Annotated in this window: 8 protein-coding genes; all 8 read left to right on the top strand. The window is 60.3% G+C overall.

Annotation, left to right across the window (positions count from 1 at the left end; genetic code table 11):
• Positions 1 to 109: 109 nt before the first annotated feature.
• The 8 genes from atzF (at position 110) to urtE (ending at position 11844) form a co-directional block, all read left to right on the top strand.
• Positions 110 to 1906, top strand: coding sequence for an allophanate hydrolase (gene atzF / locus VIJ98_RS03050; RefSeq protein ID WP_323272216.1), 1797 nt, complete (start codon positions 110 to 112; stop codon positions 1904 to 1906).
• 2 nt (positions 1907 to 1908) lie between these two features.
• Entirely contained in the window at positions 1909 to 5526 is a 3618-nt protein-coding gene (uca, locus tag VIJ98_RS03045; protein WP_323272213.1) for an urea carboxylase, read from the top strand.
• Positions 5527 to 5535: 9 nt separating this feature from the next.
• On the top strand, positions 5536 to 6234 hold the full coding sequence (locus VIJ98_RS03040; protein WP_323272211.1) for a GntR family transcriptional regulator: 699 nt from the start codon (positions 5536 to 5538) through the stop codon (positions 6232 to 6234).
• A gap of 28 nt (positions 6235 to 6262) precedes the next feature.
• Complete coding sequence (urtA, locus tag VIJ98_RS03035) at positions 6263 to 7531, top strand: urea ABC transporter substrate-binding protein (RefSeq protein ID WP_008108706.1); 1269 nt, start codon at positions 6263 to 6265, stop codon at positions 7529 to 7531.
• 187 nt (positions 7532 to 7718) lie between these two features.
• Positions 7719 to 9284 carry an urea ABC transporter permease subunit UrtB gene (gene urtB / locus VIJ98_RS03030; RefSeq protein ID WP_323272209.1) on the top strand — a complete coding sequence of 522 codons (1566 nt, stop codon included), beginning with the start codon at positions 7719 to 7721 and terminating at the stop codon, positions 9282 to 9284.
• Positions 9284 to 10360, top strand: coding sequence for an urea ABC transporter permease subunit UrtC (gene urtC, locus VIJ98_RS03025; protein ID WP_323272207.1), 1077 nt, complete (start codon positions 9284 to 9286; stop codon positions 10358 to 10360). Before urtB ends, urtC begins: the two co-directional genes overlap by 1 nt.
• Positions 10353 to 11144, top strand: a complete 792-nt coding sequence (urtD, locus tag VIJ98_RS03020; RefSeq protein ID WP_323272205.1) for an urea ABC transporter ATP-binding protein UrtD — start codon at positions 10353 to 10355, stop codon at positions 11142 to 11144. Before urtC ends, urtD begins: the two co-directional genes overlap by 8 nt.
• A 1-nt stretch (position 11145) precedes the next feature.
• Positions 11146 to 11844 carry an urea ABC transporter ATP-binding subunit UrtE gene (gene urtE / locus VIJ98_RS03015; RefSeq protein WP_323272203.1) on the top strand — a complete coding sequence of 233 codons (699 nt, stop codon included), beginning with the start codon at positions 11146 to 11148 and terminating at the stop codon, positions 11842 to 11844.
• Positions 11845 to 11891: the final 47 nt, after the last annotated feature.

The following is an 11891-nucleotide window of genomic DNA, read 5'->3' as shown; positions in this document are numbered from 1 at the left end:
CAGAAAAACTTATTACACATCAATTAACTACGCGGTTTCATCGGCTTACAAAAATGGCACGCGCCTTGCTCTGTTGAATTCCATCTTGTATACCAGTTGGAATTCACTCATGGCATCGACCTTTGGCTTTACGCTCCAGGATTGGCAACGCAGTTACCAACAGGATCCACAACAAATTACCGCCTTGCTGGCGGCCCATCTCGACGCAATCGACGCGCAGGATAACGCCTGGCTCTATCTCGCCACGCCCGCGCAGCTGCAGGCACAAACTGAACCGCTGCTGGCGAGCTATCAGCGCAATCCGGCGGCGCTGCCGCTGTTTGGCGTGCCATTTGCGGTAAAAGATAATATTGATGTCGCCGGCTGGCCGACCAGCGCCGCCTGCCCGGCCTTCACCTACACCGCCGAAGCCGATGCCTTTGTTGTCGCGCAGCTCAAAGCAGCAGGCGCGGTGGTGATTGGCAAAACCAACCTCGACCAATACGCCACCGGCTTAGTCGGCACGCGTTCGCCATTTGGCGCGGTGAGCAACACCTTCAATCCTGATTACGTCAGCGGCGGCTCCAGCTCAGGTTCGGCTTCGGTACTGGCGCGCGGTCTGGTGGGCTTCTCGCTCGGCACCGACACCGCCGGTTCGGGCCGCGTGCCCGCCGGTTTCAACAACATCGTTGGCCTCAAGCCGACCAAAGGCTGGTTCTCCGCCAGCGGTGTGGTACCGGCTTGCCGCCTCAATGACACCATTTCCGTGTTCGCGTTAACGGTCGAAGATGCCTTCGCGGTGGCTACGGCAGCGGGCGGCTATGACGCGGGCGATGCCTATTCGCGCAGCAATCCGCACACCGCACCAGCCAGCTTCAAAGCGCAGCCCGATTTCGCCATTCCCGCCACGCCCGAGTTCTTCGGCGACAAACAGGCCGAAGCCGCTTGGCTGGCGGCGCTGGAGCAATTGCAGGCTGGCGGCGCAACGCTGCATCCGATCGATTTTTCCCTGTTCCATCAATTAGCCGAGCAGCTCTATTACGGTCCGTGGGTTGCCGAGCGCACCGTGGCGGTGGGCGAGATGATCAATCGTCCAGAAGAGATGGATCCGGTGGTGTACGGCATCGTCAGCAGCGGCCTGAAATACACTGCGGTCGAAGCCTATCAGGCGGAATATCTGCGCGCCGAACTGACGCGCCAGATTCAGCAAACGCTGGCGCAGTTCGATGCGCTGGTGGTGCCCACCTCGCCAACCATCCATACGCTGGCCGAAATGCAGCAAGAGCCGGTGCATTACAACTCGCAGTTCGGCACCTACACCAATTTCACCAACCTCGCCGATCTCAGCGCGCTGGCGCTGCCTGCGCCCTTCCGCGCCGATGGTTTGCCTGCCGGCATCACGCTGATTGCGCCTGCCTGGCAGGATCGTGCGCTGGCCGGTTTTGGTCTGCGCTGGCAGCAGCAGATGGCGCTGCCGCTCGGTGCCACCGGCAAAGCGCAGCCTGCTCAACAAGACGCATTGCCGGTTTCCGCCGATCACGTCCGCGTGGCGGTGGTGGGCGCGCACCTCACCGGCATGCCGCTCAACTTCCAGCTCACTACACGCCAGGCAGTTTTAGTAGAAGAGACACAAACCGCCAGCAATTACCGCCTGTTCGCCCTGCTCGATGGCCCGATTAAGAAGCCGGGTCTGCTGCGTGGCGAAAGCGGTGCGGCGATCACCGTGGAACTGTGGGATATCCCGCTAGCGCGCTTTGGCGAGTTCGTGGCGGAAATCCCGGCGCCGCTCGGCATTGGCTCGTTGACGCTGGCCGACGGACGCATCGTCAAAGGCTTTATCTGTGAACCGGCGGTGCTGTCGCAGGCGCTGGAAATTACCGAATTTGGCGGCTGGCGCAACTGGCTGGCATCTCAGGGGAGTAAATAAGCATGTTCAGCACCGTTCTGATTGCTAACCGTGGCGAAATCGCCTGCCGCGCCATCCGCACTTTAAAACGCCTCGGCGTGAAAAGCGTTGCCGTCTATTCCGATGCCGATCGCAACGCGCGCCACGTCAAAGAGGCTGACGTCGCCATCGCCCTCGGCGGCGACAAAGCCAGCGATAGCTATTTACGTATCGATAAAATCCTCGCCGCCGCACAGGAAACCGGCGCGGAAGCCATCTGGCCGGGCTACGGTTTCTTGTCAGAAAGCCTGCCGTTTGCCGATGCCTGTGAAAAAGCCGGCATCGCCTTTGTCGGCCCGACCGCGCAACAGATTGGCGAGTTTGGCCTGAAACACCGCGCGCGTGAGTTAGCTGCCAGCGCGGGCGTGCCGATGACGCCGGGCACGCCGCTGCTGAGTTCGCTGGAAGAAGCCTTGAGCGCCGCCGACACCATCGGCTATCCGGTGATGCTGAAAAGCACCGCGGGCGGCGGCGGCATTGGCCTGACGCGCTGCGCCGACGCCGATGCGCTGGTTAATGCGTGGGAAAGCGTGCGCCGTCTGGGCGAGCAGTTCTTCAGTGATGCAGGCGTGTTTTTAGAACGCTGCATCGACCGCGCGCGCCACGTCGAAGTGCAGATTTTTGGCGACGGCAGTGGCAAAGTGATCGCGCTCGGCGAACGTGACTGCTCGTTGCAGCGCCGCAACCAGAAAGTGGTTGAAGAGACGCCAGCACCGAATCTGCCGCAGGCAACGCGTGAAGCGCTGCTCTCCTCTGCGGTGCGCCTTGGCGAGCTGGTGAATTATCGCAGCGCCGGAACGGTGGAATATATCTACGACGCCGAACAGGATGCCTTCTACTTCCTCGAAGTGAATACCCGTCTGCAGGTTGAGCATCCGGTCACCGAATGCGTTACCGGCCTCGATTTAGTCGAGTGCATGCTGAAAGTGGCCGCTGGCGATGCCATCGACTGGGCGCGTCTGCAACAGGCTCCGCAAGGCGCATCGATTGAAGTACGTATCTACGCTGAAGATCCGCTGAAAAACTTCCAGCCAAGTCCGGGCGTGTTGACCGGCGTCTGTTTCCCGGATGATGTGCGCGTCGATGGCTGGATCGATACCGGCACCGAAGTCTCGGCGTATTACGATCCGATGGTCGCCAAGCTTATCGTGCATGCCGACACGCGCGAAGCGGCACTGGAAAAGATGCAGCAGGCGCTGGCCGCCACCCAACTGCATGGCATCGCCACCAACCTTGATTATCTGCGCCAGATCGTCGCCACCGACGCCTTCCGCAGCGGCAAAGTGTGGACGCGCTTCCTTGATAGCTTCACGCCAGCCGCCAGCGTGATTGAAGTGCTGCAACCCGGCACCTTCAGCAGCATTCAGGATTTCCCTGGCCGCCTCGGCTACTGGGATATTGGCGTGCCGCCGTCCGGACCAATGGACGATTTCGCCTTCCGCCTCGCCAACCGCATTGTCGGCAACCACGACAGCGCTGCTGGTCTGGAATTCACTCTGCAAGGCCCCACGCTGCGCTTCCACAGCGATGCGGTGATTGCCTTAACTGGCGCCGATTGCCCAGCCGACGTCGATGGCGAAAGCATTGCGTACTGGCAGCCCGTTAGCGTCAAAGCAGGACAAACGCTGACGCTGGGCCGCGCGCAGAGCGGCTGTCGCACCTACTTAGCGGTGCGCAACGGGTTCGATGTGCCGGAATATCTCGGCAGCCGCTCCACCTTCTCGCTCGGCCAGTTTGGCGGCCACGCCGGACGCACCTTGCGCGTCGCCGACATGCTGCCGATCTCCCAGCCGCAGCTCGCCGCTTGCACCACGCCCGCGCCGGTCAGCGCACCGCAGGCGCTCGATCATGCGCTGGTGCCGCATTACGGTACGGAATGGCGCATCGGCGTGCTGTATGGACCGCACGGCGCACCGGATTTCTTCACCCAGGCGGCGATTGATGAGTTCTTTGCCAGCGACTGGCAGGTGCACTACAACTCCAACCGCCTCGGCGTGCGTTTGGTGGGCCCGAAACCAACGTGGACGCGCGCCAACGGTGGTGAAGCTGGTCTGCATCCCTCCAACGTGCATGACTGCGAATACGCCATCGGCGCGGTGAACTTCACCGGCGACTTCCCGGTGATCCTGACGCACGACGGCCCAAGCCTCGGCGGCTTCGTCTGCCCGGTAACCATCGCCAAAGCTGAGCTGTGGAAAGTTGGCCAGGTGAAACCGGGCGATAAAATCCGCTTCCACCCGATCAGCGCCGACGAAGCGGTGGCGCTGGAAAAAGCCCAGGCGCACAGCGTGGCAACCCTGCGCAGCAGCCACGCGCCAGCCTTCGAAGTGCCCTCTTTAGCGGCCAGCGCTATCGGTTCCGCTACCTTGCTGGCGGCGCTCCCCGCCACGGCAACCACGCCAGCGGCGGTTTATCGCCAGGCGGGCGACAAATATGTGCTGATTGAGTACGGCGACAACGTGCTGGATCTGGCGCTGCGTCTGCGCGTGCATCTGTTGATGAATGCATTGCGTGAACGCGCGGTGCCGGGCGTGGAAGAGTTGTCGCCGGGCGTGCGCTCTTTGCAGGTGCGCTACGACAGCCTGATTCTCAGCCAGAAACAGCTGATGCAGCTGCTGCTGGAACTGGAAGCCGGGCTCGGCGATGTAAGCCAGCTGAAAGTGCCGTCGCGCATTGTCTGGATGCCGATGGCCTTCGAAGACAGCGCCACGCTCGGCGCGGTCGAACGCTATCAAGAAACCGTGCGTGCCAGTGCGCCGTGGCTACCGAATAACGTCGACTTTATCCAGCGTATTAATGGTTTAGAGAGCCGTGAAGCGGTGCGCGACACCATTTTCGATGCCAGCTATCTGATTCTCGGCCTCGGCGATGTCTATCTCGGTGCGCCGTGCGCGGTGCCGATCGATCCACGCCATCGCCTGCTGAGCTCCAAATACAGCCCGGCGCGCACCTTTACCGCCGAAGGCACGGTCGGCATTGGCGGCATGTACATGTGCATCTACGGCATGGACTCACCCGGCGGCTATCAACTGGTAGGCCGCACGCTGCCAATCTGGAACAAGTTCCTCAAGAACGAACAGTTCGCGGACGACGAGCCGTGGCTACTGCACTTTTTCGATCAGGTGCGCTTCTACCCGGTAACGGAAGACGAACTGACGCAGCTGCGCGATGACTTCCGTGAAGGCCGCGCCACGGTGCGCATCGAAGAAACGGTATTCGACTTCGCCGCTCATCATCAATTCCTAGCGGAAAACGCCGCGTCGATCAGCGATTTCCGTCAGCGTCAGTCCACCGCCTTCGAGCAGGAAGTGACGCTGTGGGCGCAGGAAGAGCAGAACGCGCCGCTCACCAGCGAGGAAAATCTCGAGGTAGTTGAGGCCGATGACGATGCGCTGGCGGTGTGCGCCGATATGAACGGCAACATCTGGAAAGTGCTGGTGCAGCCGGGCGATGCAGTGGAAGCCGGTCAAACGCTGATCATCGTGGAAGCGATGAAAATGGAGCTGGCGATTGTCGCGCCGCAGGCAGGCACGGTGAAACGCATTGCCTGCCAGGCAGGACGTCCGGTGAGTCCGGGCGATGCCCTGCTGTGGCTGGAATAAGGAGTTTGCATGAACACGAGCCCTCGTAGCAAAGGTCGTCCGGAAGCGCTGGCCGAGAAGGTTTATCAGGCGCTGAAGCAGGACATTTTTGAGTTTCGACTGATGCCGGGCGACCGCTTCAGCGAAAACGAAATCGCCGATCGGCTGGAAGTGAGCCGCACGCCGGTGCGTCAGGCGCTGTTCTGGCTGGAGCGTGAGGGCTACGTCGAAGTTTGGTTCCGCAGCGGCTGGCAGGTGAAGCCGTTCGACTTCGAATATTTCGAAGAGCTGTACGACTTCCGTATCGTGCTGGAGTGCGAAGCGGTGCGCCGCTTGTGCGCGCTGCCCGCACCGCTATGCACCGACATGCTGACCGCGCTGAAAAGCTTCTGGATCGATGCGCCGCCGCTGGCCGATGGCAAAGCGGTTTCGGCGCAGGATGAAGCCTTTCACATGGCGCTGGTGGCCGCCGCTGGCAATCAGGAGATGGCACGCATCCACGCCGAACTGACCGAAAAAATCCGCATCATTCGCCGTCTCGATTTTACCCGTGACGACCGAATGGAGGCGACATACCGCGAGCACGCTCAGATTTTACGGGCGATTTTCCAGCAACAAACCGAGGAGGCGCAGCGCATTTTAACCGACCACATCGCCGTCAGTAAGGCAGAGGTCAGAAAGATCACATTGCATATGTTACAGCAGGCTCGACTTCAACCCATTGAATAACAATACAAACATAGTAAGGGGTTTACTGATGAAAAGACGTTCGTTGCTCAAGGCTTTCGCGCTCTCTGCCTCTGTTGCCAGCATGGGCTTTGCCTTCGCGGCACAGGCTGCTGACACCATCAAGGTGGGCATTATGTCCTCGCTCTCCGGCACCATGGCGATCTCCGAAACGCCGCTGAAGGATGTAGCGCTGATGACTATCGATGAGATCAACGCCAAAGGCGGCGTGCTGGGCAAAAAGCTGGAACCGGTGGTGGTCGATCCGGCTTCTAACTGGCCGCTGTTTGCTGAGAAAGCGCGCCAGCTGCTGACCCAGGACAAAGTGGCGGCGGTGTTTGGCTGCTGGACCTCGGTATCGCGTAAATCGGTGCTGCCGGTGTTTGAGGAGCTGAACGGCCTGCTGTTCTATCCGGTGCAGTACGAAGGCGAAGAGATGTCGCCGAACGTGTTCTACACCGGCGCCGCGCCGAACCAGCAGGCGATTCCGGCGGTGGAATACCTGATGAGTGAAGATGGCGGTAGCGCAAAACGCTTCTTCCTGCTGGGCACCGATTACGTCTATCCGCGTACCACCAACAAGATTCTGCGCGCCTTCCTGCACACCAAAGGCGTACAGGATAAAGATATCGAAGAGGTCTATACGCCGTTTGGTTACAGCGATTATCAGACCATCGTCTCCAACATTAAGAAGTTCTCTGCCGGTGGCAAAACGGCGGTGATCTCCACCATCAACGGCGATTCCAACGTGCCGTTCTACAAAGAGCTGGCCAACCAGGGCATCAAAGCCACGGATATTCCAGTGATCGCCTTCTCGGTCGGCGAGGAAGAATTGCGTGGCATCGATACCAAACCACTGGTCGGACAGTTAGCGGCGTGGAACTACTTCGAGTCGGTGGATAACCCAACCAACGCCAAATTTGTCGCGGATTACCGCGCATACGCCAAGGCGCACAACTTGCCGAACGCTAACACCGTGGTGACCAACGACCCGATGGAAGCCACCTACGTTGGCCTGCATATGTGGGCGCAGGCGGTAGAGAAAGCGGGCACCACCGATGTGGACAAAGTGCGCGCGGCGATGGCGGGACAAACCTTTAAAGCGCCAGACGGTTTCACCCTGACCATGGATAAAACCAACCATCACCTGCACAAACCAGTGATGATTGGCGAAGTGGAAGAGAACGGTCAGTTCAACGTGGTGTGGCAGACCCAGCAACCGGTACGCGCCCAGCCGTGGAGCCCGTACATCGCGGGTAACGATAAGAAGCCTGATCATCCGGTGAAATCAACGCAGTAAGGGGTTGTGCTGGCTGTCCCCCTCCTCGGTCCTCCCCCATAAATGGGGGAGGAAGACGTTGCCCAATGCCAGCAATGAACATGCATGTGGCAGCGTCTCCTTCCCCCATTTATGGGGGAAGGCCGGGATGGGGGACAACCACACCAATCCAAACCCAACACAACTTCTCACCATCAGGGCCAGAACCATGACAATCCGCCGTTATCTCTGCTGTCTGCTGTTACTGCTGCCCTGGCTAGCCCAGGCGGGCGATGGCGCAGACTTCGCGGCCGCCAGCCGCACGCAACAAGCCACGCTGCTCCAGCAGTGGGCCGCCGCACCGCAGGCTAATCGCCTGCCGCTGCTGCAGGCGCTGCGCAATGAAACCGTGGTCATCGACCAAAAACAGCAGCCGTTCAGCAAACAGGGCGAGACGTTGCAGCCGCTCGACAGCGCGCAACAGCCCGACGGCGACACCAAAAAGCTGTTTATGAATAACCGCCTGCGCGTGCTGATCGCCAGCGCCCTCGCCGCCCACCAGCTGGTGAGCGACGATGCCGCGATCCGTTTACGTGCCGCACAACAACTACAAAACGATGGCGTCGCTGACATGCTGCCGCTGATTGAGCAGCGTCTCGCGCTGGAAAAAGACGCGAAGGTGCACGACGTGCTGCTCATGGCAGCGGCCAACCTGCAACTCGCCAGCCCGGATGCCGCGCTGCGCCTCAAAGCCGTCAAACTGCTCGGCGAATCCAGCGATCCCAATATGCAGGCCAGCCTCACGCGCTTAACTCAGGCCAGCAATGAACCCGATGCCAACGTGCGTGACGCCGCCGCAGCCAGCCTGAAGCAGATTAAACAGCGCCTGATGTGGGGCGATCTGCTCGGTCAGGCGTTTACCGGCCTGTCGCTGGGTTCGATCTTGTTATTAGCGGCGCTGGGCCTTGCCATTACTTACGGTTTGCTGGGCGTGATCAATATGGCGCACAGCGAAATGCTGATGCTGGGCGCCTACGCGACCTGGTTTGTGCAAAGCCTGTTCCAGCAGTTCGCACCGCAGTGGCTGGCGTGGTATCCGCTGCTGGCGCTGCCAGTGGCGTTTCTGGTCACCGCCTGCATGGGCATGCTGCTGGAGCGCACCATCATCCGCCATCTGTACGGACGTCCGCTGGAAACGCTGCTCGCAACCTGGGGCATCAGCCTGATGCTGATTCAGCTGGTACGCATGCTGTTTGGCGCGCAAAACCTGGAAGTGGCGAACCCAGGCTGGCTCTCCGGCGGGTTGCAGCTGCTGCCCAATCTGGTGCTGCCTTACAACCGTATCGCGGTGATCCTGTTTGTGTTTGCCGTGCTGGGCCTCACCTGGCTGCTGCTGAATAAAACCCGCCTCGGCCTTAGCGTGCGAGCCGTAACGCAGAACCGCGCGATGGCCGACTGCTGCGGCGTGCCGACCGGACGCATCGATATGCTGGCGTTTGGCCTTGGTTCTGGCATTGCCGGACTCGGCGGCGTGGCGCTGTCGCAGCTTGGCAACGTTGGGCCGGAGCTTGGTCAGGGCTACATCATCGACTCCTTCCTCGTGGTGGTGCTGGGCGGCGTCGGCCAACTGGCGGGCACCGTGGTGGCGGCCTTTGGCCTCGGCATTCTCAACAAAGTGCTGGAGCCGCAGATTGGCGCAGTGCTCGGCAAAATCCTCATCCTCGTGCTGATCGTGCTGTTTATCCAGAAACGTCCGCAGGGCCTGTTTGCCTTCAAAGGGAGGGTGATTGACTGATGAGCCAGCCAATGACGTTAACCATCGCGCGCAAAGCACCGCGCCTGACTATCAGCCTTGGCGTGGTGATCACCGCGCTGCTGCTGGTGCTGCCGTTCTGCGCCCTGCTGCCCACCACGCATCCGCTGGCGATCTCCACCTACACGCTGACGCTGGTCGGCAAAATTCTCTGTTACGCCGTGGTCGCGGTGGCGCTTGATTTGGTGTGGGGATACGCCGGGCTGCTGTCGCTGGGTCACGGCCTGTTCTTCGCGCTCGGCGGCTATGCGATGGGCATGTATTTGATGCGTCAGGCCTCCGGTGACGGCCTGCCCGCGTTTATGTCTTTTCTTTCATGGAGTGAGCTGCCGTGGTTCTGGGCGGGCACGCAACATTTTGCCTGGGCGCTATGCCTGATCATGCTGGTGCCGGGTTTGCTAGCGCTGGTGTTTGGCTTCTTCGCCTTCCGCTCGAAAATTAAAGGCGTCTACTTCTCGATCATGACGCAGGCGCTGACTTACGCCGGCATGCTGCTGTTTTTCCGCAACGAAACCGGCTTCGGCGGCAACAACGGCTTTACCGGCTTCACCACGCTGCTCGGCTTTAACGTCACCGCGACCGGCACGCGCATCGGGCTGTTTGTCGCCACGGTGCTGCTGTTGTTGGTGAGCCTCGGCATTGGCTTCGCGCTGGCACGCAGCAAGTTTGGTCGCGTGCTGACCGCCGTGCGCGATGCGGAGAACCGCCTGATGTTCGTCGGTTACGATCCCAAAGGCTTCAAGCTGTTTGTCTGGACGCTTTCGGCGGTGCTGTGCGGGCTGGCGGGCGCGCTCTATGTGCCGCAGGTCGGCATTATCAATCCCAGCGAGATGTCGCCGACCAACTCAATTGAAGCGGCGATTTGGGTGGCGCTGGGAGGACGCGGCACCTTGATTGGCCCACTGCTCGGTGCCGCCATCGTCAACGGTGCCAAAAGCTGGTTTACCGTCGCCTTCCCGGAATATTGGCTGTTTTTCCTTGGCCTGATGTTTATCCTGGTCACGCTGTTCCTGCCGCGTGGCGTGATTGGCCTGCTGCGCCGGAGGCGTGATGACTGAACAACTGTTTACCCAACCTCATCCCTCGGATCGTCATCGTGAACAAACCGATCCGGTATTGCAGCTGGAGAAGATCAACGTGTCGTTCGACGGTTTCCGCGCGCTAACCGATCTCTCACTAAAGATCGGCGTGGGCGAACTGCGCTGCGTGATCGGCCCCAACGGTGCGGGAAAAACCACGCTGATGGATGTGATCACCGGTAAAACCCGGCCGGATAATGGCCAGGTGATCTACGACCAGGATACCGATCTCAGCAAAATGTCGCCGGTGGAGATCGCGCGTGCCGGTATTGGACGCAAGTTCCAGAAACCCACGGTTTTCGAAGCGTTAACGGTGTTTGAGAATCTGGAAATCGCGCTGAAAAACGACAAATCGGTGTGGGCCAGCCTGCGTGCGCGACTGAACGGCGAGCAGCAGGATCGCATTGATGAGGTGCTAAAACTGCTGCGGCTGGGCGGTGAACGCCAGCGCAAAGCAGGTTTGCTATCGCACGGTCAGAAGCAGTTTCTGGAAATCGGCATGCTGCTGGTGCAGGACCCGCATTTGCTGCTGCTGGATGAACCGGCGGCCGGCATGACCGATGCCGAAACCGAGTACACCGCCGAGCTGTTTCGCAGCCTCGCCGGTAAGCATTCGCTGATGGTTGTCGAGCACGACATGGGCTTTGTTGAAACCATTGCCGATCGCGTCACCGTGCTGCATCAGGGCCAGGTTTTGGCTGAGGGATCGTTACGCGAAGTGCAGGCGGACGATCGGGTTATCGACGTTTATCTGGGGCGTTAACATGCTGCAAGTCGCGGAACTGAATCAATATTACGGCGGCAGCCACATTCTGCGCGGCCTGTCATTTGAAGCGAAACCGGGAGAAATTACCTGCCTGCTGGGACGTAACGGCGTGGGCAAAACCACGCTGCTGAAATGTTTGATGGGGCTGATTCCGGCCAAGTCCGGCGAGATTCGCTGGCAGGATAAAGTGATCAACAGCCGCAAGCCGCATCAGCGCGTGCAGGCGGGTATCGCTTATGTGCCGCAGGGGCGCGAAATTTTCCCGCGTCTGACGGTGGAAGAGAATCTGCTGATGGGGCTGGCGCGTTTTTCTGGCGCCCAGGCCAAAGCGGTGCCGGAGGAAATCTATCAACTGTTCCCGGTGCTGCGTGAGATGAAAGCACGACGTGGCGGCGATCTGTCGGGCGGACAGCAACAGCAATTGGCGATCGGCCGCGCCCTCGCCTGTTCCCCAAAGCTGTTGATCCTCGATGAGCCCACCGAAGGGATCCAGCCGTCGGTGATCAAGGAGATCGGTACGGTGATCCGCCAGCTGGCGCAGCGCGGCGATATGGCGATCCTGCTGGTCGAGCAGTTTTACGATTTCGCCGCCGAACTGGCCGACAGCTATCTGGTGATGTCGCGCGGCGAGATCGTGCAGCGCGGCGCCGGTTCAAGCATGGAAGCCGATGGTGTACGGGGGTTAGTGGCGATTTGATTGAGCTTGATAATTCAAATGGGCGGCCTAACGGCCGCTTCTAATAG

This window comes from Pantoea sp. S18, assembly GCF_045689705.1.
GTDB lineage: Bacteria > Pseudomonadota > Gammaproteobacteria > Enterobacterales > Enterobacteriaceae > Pantoea > Pantoea symbiotica.
Note: the sequence above shows the minus strand (reverse complement) of the source record. Positions and strands in the feature narration are given on the sequence as shown.

Excerpts from the sequence above, each read along its gene's own strand:
- atzF (WP_323272216.1), top strand. The coding sequence starts at position 110 with ATGGCATCGACCTTTGGCTTTACGCTCCAGGATTGGCAACGCAGTTAC.
- VIJ98_RS03040 (WP_323272211.1), top strand. The coding sequence starts at position 5,536 with ATGAACACGAGCCCTCGTAGCAAAGGTCGTCCGGAAGCGCTGGCCGAG.
- urtD (WP_323272205.1), top strand. The coding sequence starts at position 10,353 with ATGACTGAACAACTGTTTACCCAACCTCATCCCTCGGATCGTCATCGT.
- urtC (WP_323272207.1), top strand. The coding sequence starts at position 9,284 with ATGAGCCAGCCAATGACGTTAACCATCGCGCGCAAAGCACCGCGCCTG.
- urtA (WP_008108706.1), top strand. The coding sequence starts at position 6,263 with ATGAAAAGACGTTCGTTGCTCAAGGCTTTCGCGCTCTCTGCCTCTGTT.
- urtE (WP_323272203.1), top strand. The coding sequence starts at position 11,146 with ATGCTGCAAGTCGCGGAACTGAATCAATATTACGGCGGCAGCCACATT.
- urtB (WP_323272209.1), top strand. The coding sequence starts at position 7,719 with ATGACAATCCGCCGTTATCTCTGCTGTCTGCTGTTACTGCTGCCCTGG.
- uca (WP_323272213.1), top strand. The coding sequence starts at position 1,909 with ATGTTCAGCACCGTTCTGATTGCTAACCGTGGCGAAATCGCCTGCCGC.